Origin of the sequence: Pseudoalteromonas sp. GABNS16E (assembly GCF_028598715.1) — a bacterium.
Taxonomy (GTDB): Bacteria; Pseudomonadota; Gammaproteobacteria; order Enterobacterales; family Alteromonadaceae; genus Pseudoalteromonas; species Pseudoalteromonas atlantica.
Window position 1 is genome coordinate 1 of sequence record NZ_JAQREZ010000052.1, and the last position, 19,264, is coordinate 19,264.

The 19,264-nt window shown below is 42.2% G+C and carries 18 protein-coding genes; 14 read left to right on the plus strand and 4 right to left on the minus strand.

Features of this window, described 5'->3' with window-relative positions; translation table 11 throughout:
* Positions 1-108: 108 nt before the first annotated feature.
* Positions 109-1,746 carry a PAS domain-containing protein gene (locus tag PSI06_RS17050; protein WP_273604459.1) on the minus strand — a complete coding sequence of 546 codons (1,638 nt, stop codon included), beginning with the start codon at positions 1,744-1,746 and terminating at the stop codon, positions 109-111.
* Positions 1,747-2,091: 345 nt separating this feature from the next.
* Here PSI06_RS17050 and PSI06_RS17055 point away from each other — a divergent pair, with 345 nt between their 5' ends.
* Together PSI06_RS17055 and PSI06_RS17060 are read left to right on the plus strand one after the other, a co-directional pair.
* Positions 2,092-2,934, plus strand: a complete 843-nt coding sequence (locus tag PSI06_RS17055) for a pirin family protein (RefSeq protein ID WP_273604458.1) — start codon at positions 2,092-2,094, stop codon at positions 2,932-2,934.
* Positions 2,935-2,955: 21 nt separating this feature from the next.
* Positions 2,956-3,936, plus strand: coding sequence for a glutathione S-transferase family protein (locus PSI06_RS17060; protein WP_273604457.1), 981 nt, complete (start codon positions 2,956-2,958; stop codon positions 3,934-3,936).
* A gap of 69 nt (positions 3,937-4,005) precedes the next feature.
* On the opposite strand, the gene PSI06_RS17065 is transcribed toward PSI06_RS17060, so the two are convergent.
* The 3 genes from PSI06_RS17065 to PSI06_RS17075 are packed head-to-tail and all read right to left on the minus strand — an operon-like array spanning position 4,006 to position 5,050.
* Entirely contained in the window at positions 4,006-4,248 is a 243-nt protein-coding gene (locus PSI06_RS17065) for a hypothetical protein (protein ID WP_004589129.1), read from the minus strand.
* A gap of 10 nt (positions 4,249-4,258) precedes the next feature.
* Positions 4,259-4,705 (minus strand): hypothetical protein, encoded by a 447-nt coding sequence (locus tag PSI06_RS17070; RefSeq protein ID WP_024033307.1) that lies wholly within the window; start codon positions 4,703-4,705, stop codon positions 4,259-4,261.
* A gap of 6 nt (positions 4,706-4,711) precedes the next feature.
* Positions 4,712-5,050 carry a hypothetical protein gene (locus PSI06_RS17075; RefSeq protein ID WP_004589131.1) on the minus strand — a complete coding sequence of 113 codons (339 nt, stop codon included), beginning with the start codon at positions 5,048-5,050 and terminating at the stop codon, positions 4,712-4,714.
* Positions 5,051-5,819: 769 nt separating this feature from the next.
* On the opposite strand from PSI06_RS17075, the gene mraZ reads away from it, so the two are divergent.
* Genes mraZ through PSI06_RS17135 form a run of 12 tightly spaced genes read left to right on the plus strand, consistent with a single transcriptional unit; the run spans position 5,820 to position 19,263 of the window.
* The gene (mraZ, locus tag PSI06_RS17080; protein WP_004589407.1) at positions 5,820-6,278 is read left to right on the plus strand and encodes a division/cell wall cluster transcriptional repressor MraZ; all 459 of its coding nucleotides are present in this window, start codon (positions 5,820-5,822) and stop codon (positions 6,276-6,278) included.
* Positions 6,279-6,306: 28 nt separating this feature from the next.
* Positions 6,307-7,245 (plus strand): 16S rRNA (cytosine(1402)-N(4))-methyltransferase RsmH, encoded by a 939-nt coding sequence (rsmH, locus tag PSI06_RS17085; RefSeq protein ID WP_004589408.1) that lies wholly within the window; start codon positions 6,307-6,309, stop codon positions 7,243-7,245.
* Positions 7,242-7,568 carry a cell division protein FtsL gene (ftsL, locus tag PSI06_RS17090; protein ID WP_024033306.1) on the plus strand — a complete coding sequence of 109 codons (327 nt, stop codon included), beginning with the start codon at positions 7,242-7,244 and terminating at the stop codon, positions 7,566-7,568. Before rsmH ends, ftsL begins: the two co-directional genes overlap by 4 nt.
* Entirely contained in the window at positions 7,565-9,382 is a 1,818-nt protein-coding gene (locus tag PSI06_RS17095; protein ID WP_273604456.1) for a penicillin-binding transpeptidase domain-containing protein, read from the plus strand. Before ftsL ends, PSI06_RS17095 begins: the two co-directional genes overlap by 4 nt.
* Positions 9,375-10,853: a UDP-N-acetylmuramoyl-L-alanyl-D-glutamate--2,6-diaminopimelate ligase gene (gene murE / locus PSI06_RS17100; protein ID WP_273604455.1), complete on the plus strand. Its 1,479-nt coding sequence runs from the start codon at positions 9,375-9,377 to the stop codon at positions 10,851-10,853. The genes PSI06_RS17095 and murE overlap by 8 nt, the downstream gene beginning before the upstream one ends.
* Positions 10,850-12,232, plus strand: a complete 1,383-nt coding sequence (locus tag PSI06_RS17105; RefSeq protein WP_248462245.1) for a UDP-N-acetylmuramoyl-tripeptide--D-alanyl-D-alanine ligase — start codon at positions 10,850-10,852, stop codon at positions 12,230-12,232. Before murE ends, PSI06_RS17105 begins: the two co-directional genes overlap by 4 nt.
* Positions 12,232-13,314 carry a phospho-N-acetylmuramoyl-pentapeptide-transferase gene (gene mraY / locus PSI06_RS17110; protein WP_273604454.1) on the plus strand — a complete coding sequence of 361 codons (1,083 nt, stop codon included), beginning with the start codon at positions 12,232-12,234 and terminating at the stop codon, positions 13,312-13,314. Before PSI06_RS17105 ends, mraY begins: the two co-directional genes overlap by 1 nt.
* Positions 13,315-14,649 carry a UDP-N-acetylmuramoyl-L-alanine--D-glutamate ligase gene (gene murD, locus PSI06_RS17115; protein WP_273604453.1) on the plus strand — a complete coding sequence of 445 codons (1,335 nt, stop codon included), beginning with the start codon at positions 13,315-13,317 and terminating at the stop codon, positions 14,647-14,649.
* Positions 14,646-15,821, plus strand: coding sequence for a cell division protein FtsW (gene ftsW / locus PSI06_RS17120; protein ID WP_004589415.1), 1,176 nt, complete (start codon positions 14,646-14,648; stop codon positions 15,819-15,821). The genes murD and ftsW overlap by 4 nt, the downstream gene beginning before the upstream one ends.
* Positions 15,818-16,894, plus strand: a complete 1,077-nt coding sequence (gene murG, locus PSI06_RS17125; RefSeq protein ID WP_273605046.1) for an undecaprenyldiphospho-muramoylpentapeptide beta-N-acetylglucosaminyltransferase — start codon at positions 15,818-15,820, stop codon at positions 16,892-16,894. Before ftsW ends, murG begins: the two co-directional genes overlap by 4 nt.
* 42 nt (positions 16,895-16,936) lie before the next feature.
* The gene (murC, locus tag PSI06_RS17130; RefSeq protein ID WP_407073079.1) at positions 16,937-18,346 is read left to right on the plus strand and encodes a UDP-N-acetylmuramate--L-alanine ligase; all 1,410 of its coding nucleotides are present in this window, start codon (positions 16,937-16,939) and stop codon (positions 18,344-18,346) included.
* Entirely contained in the window at positions 18,343-19,263 is a 921-nt protein-coding gene (locus PSI06_RS17135) for a D-alanine--D-alanine ligase (RefSeq protein WP_024033298.1), read from the plus strand. The genes murC and PSI06_RS17135 overlap by 4 nt, the downstream gene beginning before the upstream one ends.
* The last annotated feature ends 1 nt before the right edge of the window (position 19,264 follow it).

Sequence of the window (19,264 nt, forward strand, 5' to 3'; positions counted from 1 at the left end):
CCATGGCGTTATTTAAACAAGATACAACTAAAACAGCCAGTATGGCGAGAAAAAAGAAAATGGCAGGGCTAGACGATGATTATCGCTCAACCCTGTTAGAATCTGGGATTAAAATGCGCTAGCCGTGGTATCTATAATGAGGAATTCGGTATAGGTTTCGCCATTTTTTTTACGATTAATTACCTCACCCTGCCAACGGCCAGTTTCTCTGAGCTCTGCCCACATTTTTTCATAAAATGCTTTTGAGTGTTTGCCAGATGCTAAAATACGGCTGGTTTTACCTATCACTTCTTCTTTGCTGTATTGGGTTGTTTCGCAAAACGCAGGGTTTACGTCATAAATAACGCCATCAGGGTCTGTAATCATCATCCCTTCACTGCTATTACTGTAAACAAGTGAGGCTAAATGTAGCGCTTTTTCGTTGACCTTTTTTTGGCTTATATCTCTAAGCACAATAATGTATTCATTATTAGTAAGTGCATTGATTCTTGCCTCAAAAAAGTGCTCTTTAGATTTTTTAAACAATGTAAACTCAATGGTTTGTGAGCCCTCTAAAGTACCTAAATGAGAAAGCAGTAACTCTGTGTTGGCCTCAGAGAGTACATCAACTAATTTTAAAGCTTTGCCTGTTTCAACGTTTAGCACAGGGCTAATATAGCCGTCAATATAAAGGATTTTACCTTGGGCATTTATACGTATGTAGGTATCGGGTAAAGCATTTAATAAGCTCATTAACTCGTTGTGCTTATTTTTTAATTTAGCCTCTGCAGATAGCCGTGTTTGTGCCATAACAGCAAAACGGTCATAAAGTGCACGCAGCTCTGGGCTGTTGGGCTTTTTAATATGTTTGGGCATAGCGCCATTTGCCAGTTCATCTGTGGCTTTGGTTAAATTAGCGATAGGCTTAAATATACTTTGTTTAATTAAGCGCCTAGCTAGCAGCACCAACAGGGCAATAGCCGATAAAAACGCAAAAATGGTTTTAGCAAAGCTTTCATTCACTTTATTAATAAAGTCTTCAACCGAAACGGCTATATAAATATCTAAATTATTATCATGGCCGTCTTTGTATATAACTGAGCGATGAAAAACTTGGTTTTCGCCTTCTGTATTTTTAAACACGGTTAACGAGCTTTTATCGTGAAGTAAATCTATGTCGGTAATTTTTTGGCCTAAATTACGTGGTTGATTAGGGTAGTTGGCCAGTATTAAGCCATTAGAGTCGGCAATAACGGCCTTGGCATTGTTAGGTAATTTTGCTTCGCTTAAGGCGATATTCCACCAATTCAATGCAATAACGGTAACCAGTGTGCCTTTTAGTTGGTTATTACTATCTATAATTGGGTAGGCAAAATTGACACTTTGCGCTTGAATACTTCGGTCGTATTGAAAATACCCCACCGAAAAACTTTTATTACTAATAGCATTTTGAAAATAAGTACGATCGCTAATATTAATATTTTTACTACGACCATTTGTCACGCACTGTAGGTCGCCATTTTTATCAACAATACCTATATTTGCAATATTCTTATAAAGGGCTTTTATTTCGTAAAAGTAATTAGGGCAGGTTGTGGGGAGTGTTTCATTTTTTGCTGTTTTATCGGCTAAATAAATAGTAATACGTTTAACATCATCAACCATTGTTTTTTGATGTTGTGTCAATTGCTTAGCTATATTTACTATTCTTTCTTCACTTTTTTCAATGGCAGCATCACGCTCATACCATAGCGTAAATACCGTCACAGCGGCGCCGGGAATGCTAAGTAGGATGAGTAACCTGTAAAGCTGGCTTTTAAGCGATGAAGTAAAAATAAGTTTTCCTTAAGCTCTGCGTCCCTAAAAAGTGATTGTAGACATAAAAGCCAAAAATAACCATACAAAATATAGGGTTGTACTAAAAAGTTATTAGAAGTCAGCTTAAGTCTGTGTTTTTAATCATGAAGCTTATTATACCAAATAAACGAATTATCAAAATAAACACTCAACTTTCTAAAAAATAGAATGTTTTGCTCGATTTAAAGACATAGTCGTATTGTTTTATGAATGCTTTAATAAGCTCATTAATTAATCTACTACAGTATTTTAAATATGAACATAGCAAAAGTGTTAACTGCTTACGCCACCCAAGATGGTGATGGTGTAAACATAAGTCGAATACCTGGTTTTGATGGCAAATATCTCGACCCTTATTTAATGATTGATGAGCTAAAGTCTAACAATGAAAGTGACTATATTGGTGGCTTTCCACCGCACCCTCATCGCGGCATTGAAACCTTTACGTACATTATTAAAGGTGGCTTTGAACACCAAGATCAAATGGGTAACAAAAAAGCGATCCGATCTGGTGATGTACAATGGATGAGTACAGGTAGAGGCGTAATGCACAGTGAAATGCCACTAACAGATGCAAAAGAGGGGCTGCATGGCTTTCAAATTTGGATCAATATGCCCAGTGGCGAAAAAATGCGTGCGCCACGTTATCAAGATACTACACAAAATCCAGCACCTGAAGTCACTAACAAGCACGGCGTGAGCTTTAAAGCTCTTGCGGGTAATTGGCAGTTTGAAGATTTTACGTTAACGTCGAGTTTGCAAAGCTTAGCGGCCAATGCTGCACTGGCCAATGTTACTCTCCCCGTTAATACACGCATGCAGTTAGCAGGGCTTAAACAACGTAAAGTGATGATCTATGTTCATACAGGTGAGCTTATTACAGGTGACGAGCAAACATTTAATGCTGGCAAGTTGCTTATATTAAGTGAAAACAGTGACATTGATATATCTTCACAAAAGGGGGCGGGGATACTTATTTTAGCGGGTAACCCACTTGAGCAACCTATTGCACATATGGGCCCATTTGTAATGACCACGCAAGAGGAAATTAAACAAGCGGTGCGCGATTATCAAAACGGTGAATTTGGCAACATTTAATAGTTAATTGAGGAGGTTATTATGGGTTTATTAGTTGATGGTCAATGGCAAGACAAATGGTACGACACCGACTCGAATAATGGTAAATTCAAACGCGAAGCAGCGCAGCTTCGTAATTGGATCACAAAAGATGGCAGCCCAGGACCTACAGGAAGTGGTGGGTTTAAAGCGCAAGCAAATCGCTACCACTTATATGTTGCCTTAGCGTGCCCGTGGGCGCATCGCACACTTATATTCAGACAGCTAAAAGGCCTAAGCGATATTATTAGCGTATCGGTAGTCAGTCCAGATATGTTAGATAAGGGGTGGAGCTTTGATAAAGATAACCTCAGTAGCGGCGATGATTTATTTAATAGTGAATACTTACATCAAATTTATACCAAGCACGATAAAAATTACAGTGGGCGAGTAACTGTGCCTGTGCTTTGGGATAAGCATCAAAATAAAATTGTTAGTAATGAATCTGCAGATATTATTCGTATGTTCAATACCGCATTTAATGAAATTACGAATAATACGGATGACTATTACCCACAATCACTACAAGCTGATATTGACGAAATTAACGACCTTGTTTATACCAATATTAATAATGGGGTATATAAAACGGGTTTTGCAACTACACAAATAGCATACGAAGATGCATTTACTGCGTTATTTAAAGCACTTGATAAAGTAGAGGGCATACTAAGTAAAAATCGTTACCTGATGGGGAGCACATTAACTGAAGCGGATTGGCGTTTATTTACCACGCTCATCCGGTTCGATAGCGTGTATGTAGGGCATTTTAAGTGTAATCTACGCACCATTGAAAGCTACCCAGCGCTAAGTAACTATGTACGTGAGTTATACCAAATAGAGGGAGTAGCCAGTACGGTTAACCTTGAGCATATTAAGCGACATTACTATTTTAGCCACACAATGATCAACCCAACGCAAATTATTCCAAAAGGGCCGGCGTTAAACTTTATCCAAAACCATAATAGAGACGAGTTGGGCTAAGAGGTATTAGAAGGCATTAAAGTAAGCGGCAATTGCACTTTTAAAAAGCTTTTATAAATGCAATTGCTGCTATGCAAATAACTTTACCAGCCAGCCGTATTTTCGCACAAAGCTGGTTTCGCTTTTGCCAGCTTGAACCGTTGCTCCGGCTAAAAAGGCTGATGCCAGTCCTACCTTGGTGGCTGCAAAGCGCTTAAAGCGATACTTTATTGCTGCATGGTGCTGGCGTTTTAATGCATGCTGTAAATCCATTTGCTTATTTAACGTGTCAACGTTCTCATTGGGTTCTTTAATTAGAAAATTAACGAGCATGGTTATTTCCTTATAGATTTAAAAGTTGCTTCACACTTTTAATCGTTTTACTAAAGCCAATTTTATTGCTTAGGTATACGGTATTTCGCCAAAGCCAAATTAAACAAATTATTTGCGCGAGTGCAGCAGTAGCAAAGCTAAGCCAAACCGAGCCAAATAAATCATATACACCGTAGCCAATTGCACCTAGTAAGCCGGCCCACAACAAAATCAAACCACTGGCAAAACATCCTAAAAATATAGTGATCAACGCCATTGATCGTAACGACAGCTTCCACTCAGCCTTTGCAAGTTGGTGGGTAAGCTTTCCTTGCGTTTTATAATCCTCCTTGAGCTGGTCAGAGTATTCAATGATCTTTGCTATATGATCCTGCCAATCATCCTTTTGGCTAGGGTCATCAGTTGTTTGATTTTGAGCATTACCGTCCGTGGTTGCTGTTGTTTGTGAGCTACTCATTATTTATTACTTACGACGAAATAGTGACGTTACAAGCATACCCGCCGCAAAAGCAATCCCCGCTGTTGCTAGCGGATTTTCTGAGGCAAAAGCACGCGTTTTTGCGCTGCACTCAGTTAGTTTTTCACGAGCAATAAGTTGTTTTTCGCTTAGTGCTTCTGCAGAGCTTGAAGCGCCTTTACGTACGCTTGACTCAGCAACTGATGCCTTGCTTGAAAGTGCATCTACTGCATCGTGTGCTACAGACGTTGCTTTTTCAGTCAACGGTGCCTCACTCTCTTTTTGTTTAAGATCAGGTTTCATGTTTGTTTCAGTATTCGGTTTTGTATTTGTTGCAGTAGCCATAATCAATCCTTAATAAATAAAATAAAAAAATTTAACTGGTGCTATAGCAGATGCAACGATTAAACCAACCATTAAAAATAATTTAACCACTTGATTTTATTGTTTTTATATATTTAAGGTAGGGTGCGGTAGATTAAATAAAAAGCAGCATGAAGTAAGTATTGCTGCTGTGCTAAGTAAATTTTACATGCCTATAAACCTAGGGCCTGTTTACCTTTCGAGATTTAATTTGCAGCAGTCTGTTTGGGATTTAGGCAAGGTAGAGCCTATGTAGTGTGGTTATTCCCCATAAATAGGCGATAACGACGTATAAATGTCAAACAGGCGCTGCCCGAAGGGTTCTGCCTAGGGGGCATTTACTCTTTGTTACTCGGTTTTTACTTAGCCCACTAGGTTACAAACCTCACGCCGCGATTAAATACCCCCTAGATTGAACAAATTATAATCCTTAAAGGTCAACAGGCCCTAGATTCATTTTTTTGTAATTATTCATTGATTATTCAGTAAGCAAATTATGTAAACCAAACGTTATTAGTATCGCTTAGAAAAAATTTTATCTACTACCTCCACTTTTTCCCACGTAATTCAATCGCTTTGCGTAAAGCCTTATTTTTTCTAGCTTAGCGAGACGTTAAAGCTGGTCAGCTTACTTGACAAAAAGGCTTGTCAAGCCCTAAACTGGAGCACTGTGGTAAAAAGTGGTTTTTAGTGGATCTAACTGGATCAAATTAATCGAAACTCGATTACACAATTTAAAAGTAGGCTTTTTATGTTTCGTGGCGCTAGTTCACTGAGCTTGGATGATAAAGGACGTTTTGCGGTACCGACTAAGTACCGAGACGCTTTGCTGTCTGAAGATCAAGGAACGGTAATATGTACCATTGCGCTAAACGAACCGTGTTTATGGTTGTATCCTCTTGCACAGTGGCAAGAAATAGAAAGCCGCTTATCTAAAATCTCTAATATGAATCCACGCGCTCGCCGAATGCAACGTATGTTGTTAGGTAATGCCACAGAGTATCAACTTGATAAAAATGGTCGAATTTTGCTGGCGCCTTCATTGCGTAGCCACGCAGAACTTGGCAAAAAGATCATGCTAGTTGGTTTAATGAATAAATTTGAAATTTGGGATGAAGCGCGTTGGCACGAACAAATGCGCCAAGACACTGAGCTGGAAAGGCTCGGCGATTTTGAAGCAAACCAAGATTTAGATAATTTCACACTCTAACGGCACTAAAAAAGGCAAACACAAGCTAATGACTGCGCAATTTGAACACGTATCCGTATTAATGGACGAAACCATCGATGCTCTTGCAATTAAGCCAGACGGCATATACATGGATGGTACTTTTGGACGTGGCGGACACTCAGGTCAAATACTTGCTCGACTTGGTGAGCAAGGGCGTTTACAGGCCATTGATCAAGACCCACAAGCAATAAAATCGGCTGAAAAATTTGCCGATGACGCTCGCTTTGCTATAGCTCACACCCGTTTTTCTAACTTATACGATGTTGCAGAGCAAAACGATCTGTTAGGTAAAGTTGATGGCATTTTATTAGATATTGGCGTGTCCTCACCCCAGCTTGATGACGCAGAGCGTGGCTTTAGCTTTATGAAGGACGGCCCTCTTGATATGCGCATGGACCCAACAAGTGGGCGCAGTGCAGCGCAGTGGCTTGCTGAAGCTGAGCTTGAAGACATTACCCATGTAATTAAAACCTACGGTGAAGAAAAATTTGGTAAGCGTATTGCCCACAAAGTACTTGAGGTAAGAGAGCACACGCCAATTACCACAACTAAGCAACTTGCCGATTTAGTCGATGAAGCGGTGCCCGTTAAAGATAAATTTAAACACCCAGCCACACGTACATTTCAGGCAATCAGAATTTACATAAACAGTGAACTGGAAGAAATTCAAACCGCACTGCAAGCCGCTGTAAAAGTATTAAAGCCAGGTGGACGTTTAGTGGTTATTTCGTTTCATTCGCTTGAAGACAGAATAGTGAAGCAATTTATTAGAAAACAGAGTAAGGGAGAAGCGATACCCAGAGGTCTGCCTTTAACCGACGCACAAATAAATAAAAACCTGACGTTAAAAGCAGTGGGTAAAGCTATTAAACCAAGTGCTGAAGAAATTGAGCGTAATCCACGCTCTCGCAGCTCAGTACTTAGGATTGCACAGAGGCTTGGATGAACACTAAAGCGAATCATCGCCAACCCAATTTATTTTTAGAAATATTAAAAGGCCTAGGAGCTAACAAGCTAACCTCGGCCTTGTTGGTTGTGATATTCGCTTCAAGCTTTGCAGTAGTGCAGGTTACGCACTCGGCTCGTGCGCAGCTGATTAAGCAAGATACGCTGCTACAAGAGCGAGATGAGCTCGACCTTGAATGGCGTTATTTACTTGTAGAAGAAGAGTTTTATTCGCAGCATGCGCGCATTGAAGAAGTTGCTACCACGCAGCTTCAAATGAAGCGCCCTACCAGTCAGGATGAACAGGTAATAATAATACAATGAGAAATCGCGGCAAAAAACAGGTCAATAACTTAATCACATGGCGCTTTATGTTGCTGTGCACTGTGGTGTTTTTAGTGTTTGTAACACTGGTGTCGCGTGCTGCCTATTTACAAGTTATTGAGCCAGATAAAGCCCGTTCAGAAAGCGATAAACGCACCGTTCGTGTAGAAAAACTACATGTACAACGCGGTATGATCTTCGATCGTCAAGGCAAAGAGCTTGCTGTAAGTGTGCCTGTAGTCAGTGTGTATGCCGATCCTAAAGCATTGCATAAGTCACTTGTTGCTAAAGTTATAAAACAAGCACGTAAAAACGGTGAAGATCATAAAACGCTTGCAGAAAATGCCGCTGAGCTTGATAAGCGTACCTCTGTTTATTATGAAAATGATCTGCGTTGGCGTGAGCTGGCAGATGTATTACGTATCGATCCTAAAAAAATAAATTCGCGATTATTAAATGATCCCACCCGTCGTTTTGTGTATTTAAAGCGCCAAGTTACACCGGCTGTTGCCAACTACATTAGCCAATTACGCTTACCTGGTATTCATTTGTTAGATGAGTCTAAACGTTATTACCCTGCAGGAGAGGTAACGGCCCACATTATTGGTTTTACAAATATTGATGGGAAAGGCATAGAAGGCATTGAAAAACTCTACGAAAATGCCTTAACAGGCGAAGAAGGCCGCCGCACTATTCGTAAAGATGCCCAAGGCCGCGAAGTTGAAGTATTAGATGAGCGTGAGCGTGTAGAGCCTGAAAATATTCAGCTGAGTATTGATCAACGTATTCAAGCAATTGCTTATAAAGCAGTAAAATCTGCTGTACTCACGTATAAAGCGACATCGGGGTCGGCCATGGTGGTTGATGTTAAAACCGGTGAAGTTTTGGCTATGGTAAATAGCCCATCATTTAATCCAAATAATTTGAACGATGCACAACCACATAAACGCCGTAACCGCGCAATTACCGATTTGTTTGAACCAGGCTCAACCGTTAAGCCACTAGCCATTTTAGCTGGGCTAGACTACGGCGCAATTAAAGCCGACGACACCATTGATACCTACCCAGGTTGGATGCGTTTAGGCGGTAGTTTAGTAAAAGATACCCGTAACCACGGTGAAATGACGCTTCGCGAAATTCTAAAGTACTCATCAAACATGGGCGTGGCGAAGGTAACGCAGCAAGTACCTAAAGATTACTTAGTTGGCTTATATCAAAAAGTGGGCTTTGGTAGCGATACCGGTACAGGCATGGTTGGCGAAAGTAGTGGTTTATTTTATCCAAACCGCCGCTGGTCTGACTTTGAAATTGCCACGTTATCGTTTGGTTATGCTATTTCGGTAAGTACGGCGCAAATGGCCCGCTTTTACACCATGTTAGGTGCCGGTGGGATTAATCGTCCGTTAACGATTTTAAAGCAAGACGGTGTGCCAGAAGGCGAGCGTATTTTTAAACAAAAAGACGTAGAAGCCGTTGTTCACATGATGGAAAGCGTGTTTGAAAAAGACGGTACAGCCCGAAACATAAAAGTAGATGGCTATCGCGCGGCAGGCAAAACCGGTACTTCTAAAAAGGCGGTTGCTGGTGGTTACGGTGATGAATACGTAGGTTATTTTGCAGGTGTAGCACCGGCAAGTAATCCACGCTTGGCTGTGGTAGTGATGATAAATGAGCCCGGTGGCGATGTGTACTATGGAGGTGCCACCGCAGGCCCTGCATTTGCAGAAATCGTCTCTAACGCATTAAGAATATTAAACGTAGCCCCTGATAAGGAAGAAGTGGCTTACGTAAAAGGTAAAGATAACGATGCGTGATTTAAAGGCTATTTTAAAATACATCGACATAGATGCACCTTCGCAGCTAGTTAAAGATTTACGCCTTGATAGCCGTGATGTAACGCCAGGCGATGTATTTGTGGCTATAAAAGGCCATGCGCTTGATGGCGGACAGTTTATTGCCAAAGCAATTGAAAACGGCGCTACAGCCATTATTGCCGATAGACTGTGCGAATTTGATGTCACTTTTGAGCCACTGTATTTAGTAACTGAGCTTGATAAAAAACTCCCAGAACTGGCGAGTCAATTTTATCAAAACCCAAGCCAATCTCTCGATTTAATTGGTGTAACGGGCACTAATGGCAAATCTACAACAACGGCTATGATGGCGCATTTAGCGCAGTTTTGTAGTACCCCTTCGGCCATTATAGGCACATTAGGTTATGGCCACCCTGATACACTTACGCCACTTATTAATACCACGCCTTCGGCTGTTGACTTGCAGCACATATTGCATGATTTAAAACAGCAGCATAAAAAGCTTGTGGCGATGGAGGTTTCATCGCACGGGTTAGTGCAACAGCGTGTGGCACAATGCCAATTTAAAGCGGCGGTATTTACTAATTTATCGCGCGATCACCTTGATTACCATGGCGATATGGCAAGTTATGGCGACGCCAAGCTTATGCTGTTTCGCGATTTTGACCCACAGCTAGTGGTGCTAAATCAAGACGATGGGCAAGCAGAGCAATGGCTTGAAAAATACAGTTTTCATAATCTTATTTGTTATGGCCGTAAAAATTTAGCACCTAAAAATGCACAGTATGTGTATTTTTCTGATGTTGAGTATTCTAAAAATGGTATTTCGGCGCAATTGAGCACAAGTTGGGGTGATATTAGCGTAACATCGCCTCTATTTGGTGAGTTTAACTTATATAATTTAACTGCGGCACTGGCAACATTGTTGGGGCTAGGTTATCCGCTTGAGCAGTTAGCCGCCGGATGCGCGCATTTGCACCCCGTTGCTGGGCGTATGCAAGCATTTAGCGAAGTTAATTTACCTACGTGCGTTGTTGATTACGCCCATACGCCTGATGCGCTTGCTCTGGCTTTACAAGCATTGCAAAAGCATGTGCCTGGTGGGGTTAGTTGTGTTTTCGGTTGTGGCGGCGACAGAGATAAAGGTAAGCGTGCCTTAATGGCGCAAGCGGCAGAGCAAAATGCAGATAAGGTTATTGTTACCAGCGACAATCCGCGTTCAGAAAACCCAGATGCTATTTTGGCAGATGTGGCAGCGGGTTTATCGCAGCCTGAAAAAGCCCATTTAGAGGCTGACAGAGCAAAAGCCATTCGCTATGCAATAGAAAATGCAAATGCGGATGACGTTATTTTAATTGCCGGCAAAGGCCACGAGGATTACCAAATTATTGGCGATCAACGTATCGACTTTTGCGATCGCAGTTATGTAAAAGAACAACTAAAAAAAGCAGTAAGAGGGATAACTCAATGATCCCAATGGACTTTGATTGGCTGGCAAATGTGCTAGCAACCGATTATCTAGGTGATAATCTCAATGTAGTAAATATTAATACCGATACTCGCAGCATTTGCGACGGTGAGGTGTTTTTAGCTTTAAAAGGGCCTAATTTTGATGGCCATAAATTTATTGCTGACGCTAAACAAAAAGGCGCTATTGGCGTTATTGTTCAGCATAAAGTAGATGTAGATATTGTGCAGTTTGTTGTTAGCGATACCCGTATTGCATTAGGTAATATAGGTGCGGCAGTTATGGCACAGGTTAATCCTAAAACCATTGCCATTACGGGCAGCGTGGGTAAAACAACGGTAAAAGAAATGTGCGCCGCTATTTTATCGGTGCACGGAGATGTGCTTGCTACAAAAGGTAATTTTAATAACGATATTGGCGTACCACTTACGCTATTACGTTTAGAGCCGCAGCACCGTTTTGCTGTTATAGAGCTTGGCGCTAATCATTTAGGCGAAATTGCTTACACTACCGCTATGGCAAAACCCGATGTAGCTGTGGTGTGTAATGTGGCCGCTGCGCATTTAGAAGGCTTTGGTAGCCTAATGGGGGTTGCTAAGGCAAAAGGTGAGATTTTTGATGGCCTAAAAGACGATGGCGTTGCCATTGTTAACTGCGATAGCGAATTTAGCCAATACTGGCTTGATAAATTAAAAGGGCGCACTGTTAAGTGTTTTTCAAGTACTGAAAAACTTGATATTTGGGCTGAAAATATCAGCCTAGATGAAAACGCTCGCGCGAGCTTTTTATTGTGTACACAAGATCAAAAAGTACCAGTAACGCTTGCTCTTCCTGGTAAGCACAACGTGAGCAATGCGCTTATTGCCGCGGCTTTAACCAGCGAGTTTGATGTATCACTTGAAGAGATAGCCACCGCACTTGCCACCATGGGCGATGTTAAGGGGCGGGTAAATTTAATAAAAGTAACTGATTCACTGACTGTTATTGATGATACCTACAATGCAAACGTTAAGTCGGTAAAAGCAGCAATTGATTTATTAAGTGATATTCAAGGGCACCGTATTTTAGCACTGGGCGATATGGGAGAGCTTGGTGAGCAAGCCAGAACTTATCATCAAGAAGTAGGCGAATACGCCAAACAACAAGGCATTGATGAGCTGTATACGCTGGGTGTGTTAAGTAAATACGCAAGCGATGTATTTGATAAGCCAAACCGTCATTTTTCTAACCGCGAAGAGATGCTCAAGCAAATTCAAACCAGTCTTAATAACACAAACAATAAAACCACGCTTGTGGTGAAAGGATCGCGCAGTTCTCGCATGGAATTATTAGTAACCGATTTAGTAAATGGCCAGCAACAAGCCATCAATGGAGTATCATAATGTTAGTTTGGCTGGCAGAGTATTTAACCCAATATTACAGTGGCTTTAATGTTTTTTCGTATTTAACCTTACGTGCCATTTTAGGCATATTAACAGCGTTAATGATGTCGCTTTATTTTGGCCCTAAGCTCATTCGTTCGTTACAAAAAATGCAAATTGGCCAAGTAGTGCGAGATGATGGCCCCGAATCTCACTTATCTAAAAAAGGCACTCCTACTATGGGAGGCTTACTTATTTTAGGCGCCATATTTACCAGCACCTTATTATGGGCTGATTTATCAAACAAATACGTATGGGCAACCTTATTTGTAATTGGCTCATTAGGTTTAGTGGGCTTTATAGATGACTACCGCAAAGTAATACGTAGAGACCCTAAAGGGTTAATTGCTAAATGGAAGTATTTTTGGCAATCGGTTATTGCTCTAGTGGTGGCAACTGCACTGTATGCAACGAGTACACAAGCGTCAGAAACCTCACTCGTTGTGCCATTTTTTAAAGATGTATTGCCACAATTAGGCTTGTTTTACATTGTAATTACTTACTTTGCATTAGTGGGTACTTCAAACGCGGTAAACCTGACTGATGGCTTAGATGGCCTGGCGATTGTGCCGACTATTTTAGTGGCTGCTGCACTTGCCATAATTGCTTATTTAACCGGTAATATTAACTTTTCGGCTTACTTACATATCCCGCATTTACCGCTTGCTAGTGAGCTGGTGGTTGTGTGTACCGCTATTGTTGGCGCTGGGTTAGGCTTTTTATGGTTTAACACATACCCAGCACAGGTGTTTATGGGAGATGTAGGGTCGCTGGCACTTGGCGGCGCGCTGGGCATTATTGCTATTTTAGTACGCCAAGAGCTACTGCTTATTATTATGGGTGGTGTGTTTGTAATGGAAGCTTTATCGGTAATTTTACAAGTGGGCTCATACAAATTACGCGGACAGCGCATTTTTAGAATGGCGCCGATTCATCATCATTACGAGCTAAAAGGTTGGCCAGAGCCACGTGTTATTGTGCGCTTTTGGATAATTTCAATTGTGCTAGTACTTGCTGGCCTTGCGACATTAAAGATTCGATAAATGCAGTATTTAAACGAGATAAAAAACAAACATATAACAGTGCTCGGACTCGGTGTAACCGGTCTGGGCATTGTGCGTTTTTTATTATCTCATGGTTTTGCACCAAAGGTCGTTGATAGCCGGGTTGCGCCACCAGGTATGGATTGGCTAAGCGAGCATGCTCCTGAGCTTAATACGCATTTTGGTGATTTAGCTAGCGCCGCGCTTTGTAAAACCGATATGATCATCACAAGCCCCGGGCTTAGCTTAAAAATTCCCGCAATTGCTCAAGCAATAGAGTCAGGCATTGAAGTAATTGGTGATGTAGAGCTGTTTGCTCGTATAAATACAAAACCGGTTGTTGCTGTTACAGGCTCTAATGGTAAATCAACCGTTGTTACCTTGGCCTACGAGGTATTAAAAGCAGCAGGTTATAAGGTGGCATTAGGTGGCAATATTGGCACTGCGGTATTGGATTTACTAAGCGATGATTTTGATGTGTATGTGCTTGAGCTTTCGAGTTTTCAGCTAGATACCTGCTCAAGCTTAAAACCAATAAGCGCAGCGGTATTAAATATATCTGAAGATCATTTAGATCGTTACGACAGCTACCAAGCCTATATCGACTCTAAATTAAGCATTTATAACAATGCTGAGCTTTTAGTAACCAACGCAGATGATATTCAAACTAAGCCTATTAGTCGCGCTTTAGCGCCGCAAATGAGCTTTGGCAGCGACCAAGGTGATTACCACTTAGCTGAGCGCAATAATGAGCTGCACTTTATAGTAAAAGGCGAGGCGTACTTACCTGTTAGCACGCTTGCGGTCGTTGGTAAGCACAATCACTTAAATACACTTGCGGTTATGGCGTTATTAAGCCCGTTTGATATTAGTAAAGAACAGTACGTAGCGGCGCTCTCTCAATTCAATGGTTTAGCGCACCGTTGCCAGTTTGTTGATGAGCAATATGGTGTTCAATACTTTAATGACTCTAAAGCCACCAATGTTGGCGCCACTATAGCGGCAATAGATAGTTTGGCCTCAGATCACGAAAACCTGATTGTAATAGCCGGTGGTGATGCTAAAGGCGCTGATTTAAGTGCGTTAAAGCCACATATAAAAAGTCATGTAAAAGCGCTTGTATGCTTTGGTAAAGATGCAGCAGAGCTTGCTGCTTTAACGAGTAAATCGCACTTAGTAAACACAATGCAAGAGGCGGTATCGCTCGCTAAAGTACTTAGCAAGCGCGGTGACATTGTATTACTTGCCCCTGCCTGTGCCAGCATTGATATGTATAACAACTACATGCAACGCGGTGATGACTTTGTGCAATGTGTAATGGAAGGGCAATTATGATTGCCTTTGCCGATTTAAAAGAAACACTCACCCCAAAACCCTCAGCACAGCTTTACGATGTGCCACTGCTTTATTGCATGTTAATGCTTATAGGGGTGGGTTTTATAATGGTGACCAGCGCCTCAATGCCCACAGCCGAAAGGCTGTTTGATAACTCATACCATATTACCATTCGCCACAGCATGTTTTTAGCGATGGCATTTGTTTTATTTTGGATTGCAGCCAGCGTGCCTATGGATTGGTGGAAACGCTCAAACCCGTATTTATTGCTGCTTGGTATGGTGCTACTTATTGCTGTGTTAATAATAGGCCGCGAAGTCAACGGCGCTAAGCGTTGGATACCCATTGGGCCTGTTGGTTTTCAGGTGGCTGAGGCCGCTAAATTATACTTTTTCAGTTATATAGCCGGCTACTTGGTAAGAAAGCGCGAAGAAGTACAAGAAAATATTAAAGGCTTTGCTAAGCCTATCGCTGTATTTGCGGTCTATGCCTTACTTATTTTACTGCAGCCCGATTTAGGAACCGTGGTGGTTATGTTTGTAACAACTGTGGGGCTGTTATTTTTGGCCGGCGCAAAGTTATGGCAGTTTTTTGTACTTATTTTAACGGGCGTAGGGCTTGTTGTATTACTGATTATTGTAGAGCCATACAGAATGGCTCGAGTGGTGGGCTTTTTAGACCCTTGGGAAGACCCATTTGGTAAAGGGTATCAGTTAGTGCAGTCGCTTATGGCCTACAGCCAAGGTGGCTGGTTTGGCCAAGGGTTAGGTAACAGCGTGCAAAAGTTACAGTATTTACCCGAGGCGCATAACGATTTTATTTTTGCCGTTATAGGTGAAGAGCTAGGCCTTGTAGGTGTAGCAAGTATTTTATGTGTGTTGGCTGTGTTTGTATTTAGGGCGCTTTTAATAGGCCAACAAGCTTTAAAATGTGGCAAAGAATACGAAGGCTATTTTGCGTTTGCTATTGGCATTTGGTTTGCGTTTCAAACCATGGTTAATGTAGGCGCCAGTGCAGGGTTATTACCGACTAAAGGGTTAACCTTGCCGTTTATTTCGTATGGTGGTTCAAGTTTATTAATAATGACGATTGCCACCGGTATTTTATTGCGTGTTGATTTTGAAACCAAAATGGCAACCAAACAAGCCACCTCACGCGGAGGTAAGCGATGAGTAAAAAATTAGTAGTTGTGGCCGGTGGTACAGGCGGGCATATATTCCCAGGTATTGCTGTAGCCGATTATTTAAAAGAGCAAGGCTGGCAAGTAAGCTGGATAGGCACGCCAGACAGAATGGAAGCGGATGTTGTACCAAAGCATAACATTGAAATTGATTTTATTAATGTAAAAGGCGTACGCGGCAATGGCTTAAAGCGTCTTATTAAAGCCCCATTCATGGTACTTAATGCAATATTGCAGGCGCGTAAGGTATTGAAATCTCAGCAACCAGATGTAGTGCTTGCTATGGGTGGCTATGTAACCGGGCCAACCGGCATTGCCGCTAAAAGTTTAGGCATTCCACTGGTGATTCATGAGCAAAATGCAGTGGCAGGAATGAGCAACAAGTGGTTGGCAAAATTTGCTAACAGAGTACTTGCTGCGTTTCCAAGCGCCTTTGCACCAGGGCAAGCCGAATTAGTCGGTAACCCAGTACGTGCAAGCGTTGCTAATGTAGCTAAACGTGATGTTTCAAGCCCTATTAATATTTTAGTGGTAGGTGGCTCGCTAGGCGCACAAGTGCTTAACCAAACACTGCCAGAGGCGTTTAATTTACTTGCTAAAACAGCGCCAATTAAAGTGTGGCACCAAACAGGTAAAGGCCATATTGAGGGTGTGAAAAGCGCGTATGCGCAAAACAACATTGCAGATGAAGACCTAAAAGTTGCTGAATTTATAGATGATATGGACGCCGCCTACGCGTGGGCCGATATTGTTATTTGCCGTGCTGGTGCACTGACTGTTAGTGAAATTGCCGCCGCGGGTAAAATGGCTATATTTGTGCCGTTTCCACATGCGGTAGACGATCATCAAACCGCCAACGCAAAATATTTAGTAACCGCAAATGGCGCGCTTTTAATGCCTCAGCCGCAGTTTAATAAAGATTCAATAGTCGAGCTATTAAACCCGTATTTGGCAAAGCCTATATTAATTAAACAAATGGCCAGCAATGCTAAGCAGCAAGCCATTTTAGATGCCACAGCAAGCGTTGCCTCGCACTGTGAGCAAGTAACAAATAAGAGAAAATAAGTGAAAGATAAGTCAATACAAGAACAACAAACTCGACCTGCTATGCGTCGAATAGAAACCATCCATTTTATTGGTATTGGTGGTGCGGGTATGGGCGGCATTGCTGAAGTACTGGCTTTTGAAGGCTACCGCATTACAGGCTCAGATATAGCGCACAGCGCAATGACCGAACGCTTAATTAAAGCCGGTGCTGAAGTATTTATAGGCCATCACGAAAACAACGTAAAAGATACCAATGTAGTTGTTGTTTCAAGTGCTATTGATGAAACAAACCCTGAGATTATTGCTGCAAAAGCAGCGCGTATACCGGTAGTTCGCCGTGCAGAAATGCTTGCCGAATTAATGCGTTTTCGCCATGGCATTGCCATTGCGGGCACACATGGTAAAACCACAACAACCAGTTTAATTGCCAGCATTTATGCTCAGGCAGGGCTTGATCCTACTTTTATTATTGGCGGCTTATTAAATAGCGCGGGCAGTAACGCAAAAGTGGGCAAGAGCGACTTTTTAATTGCTGAGGCAGATGAAAGCGATGCATCGTTTTTGCATTTACAGCCTATGGTATCGGTGATCACCAATATTGAAGAAGATCACATGGAAACCTATGGCGGCAGTCTTGAGAAAATGAAAGACACCTATGTGGACTTTATTCATAACCTGCCATTTTATGGCTTAGCCGTAGTGTGCATAGACTCGCAGGTAGCAAGTGAGTTGATCCCGCGTTTTGGTCGCCCTGTGATCACGTATGGCGAGTCAAAAGATGCCGACTACCGCATGAGCGATTTTAGCCAATCAGCAAGTACTTGTACTTTTACTGTGACACATAAAAGCGGTGAAAGCTTAAGTGCAACGCTTAATATGCCAGGTAAGCACAACGCACTTAATGCCACGGCGGCAATTGCAGTGGCTAAAGATCAAAACATTGCTAACCACGCAATTTTAGAGGCGCTGCAAAAATTTGAAGGCATAGGACGACGCTTCCAGCATTATGGCAGTTTTGAAAATGAGCGCGGCAATGTCATGCTGGTGGATGATTACGGACATCACCCATCAGAAGTTGCTGCCACCATTGCAGCGGTACGCGAAGGCTGGCCAGAAAAGCGTTTAGTTATGGTTTATCAACCGCACAGGTTTACCCGTACACGCGATTTATACGAAGACTTTGTAAAAGTATTAGCAGATGTAGATCAACTTTTATTACTAGATGTGTACAGTGCCGGCGAAGAGCCTATTGTTGGTGCAGACAGTAAAAGCCTGTGCCGCAGCTTACGTCAGCGCGGAAAAGAGCCTCTACATGTAGCAACGAGCGCAGAGCTTGCTGGTGTGCTGGCCGATAACTTACAAAATAACGACTTAGTTTTAACGCAAGGCGCTGGTAATATAGGACAATTGGTTAAAACATTAGCGGCAACAGGTATGTCGGTGGAAAAATTAAAGCAAGGTGAAGTATGACGCAAGAAAACGCGCAATTTGGTAAAGTAGCAGTACTGCTTGGGGGTAACTCAGCAGAGCGCGAAGTGTCACTACGTTCAGGGCAAGCGGTGCTTAATGCACTACAAAATGCCGGCGTTGATGCCATTGCTTTTGACCCGCAAAATCGCTCTTTGTGGGAGCTGAAAGAATTACAGGTCGATCGTGTTTTTATTGCTTTGCATGGCCGTGGTGGCGAAGATGGGACAGTGCAAGGCGCGCTTGAATTTATGAACTTGCCATACACGGGCAGCACTGTATTAGGTTCAGCCTTGGCAATGGATAAAGTACGTTGTAAGCATTTATTTAAATCTGCAGGGCTAAGCACAGCGCCTTATGCAGTTGTTGATGCTAAAAAAGGCTTTGATGCAAAAGCCATTATGGATGAGTTTAAAAAAGTAATGGTTAAGCCATCGCACGAAGGCTCAAGCATAGGTATGGCGCAAGCAAGTACCGCTCAAGAGCTTGAAGATGCCCTTACACACGCTTTTAAGTTTGATAGCCAAGTGTTAGTAGAGCAGTGGATAACTGGGCGCGAATTTACCGTGACGGTATTAGGCGATGAAGTACAGCCTGTGATTGAAATGACGACTCCAAATGGTTTTTACGATTACCAAGCTAAGTATCAATCAAATACAACACAGTATCATTGCCCTGCAGATTTATCGGCGCAAGATACACAGCACTTACAGGCTATCTCGTTAGAGGCGTTTGATTTAGTGGGTGCAAGCGGTTGGGGCCGTGTAGATGCCATGCAAGATGAGCAGGGGAACTTTTATTTATTAGAAGTAAATACAGTCCCTGGCATGACCGAGAAATCGCTGGTGCCTATGGCGGCAAAAGCAAACGGGGCAACATTTGAGCAATTAGTTGTTCGCATTTTGGGGCAAACGCTTTAAT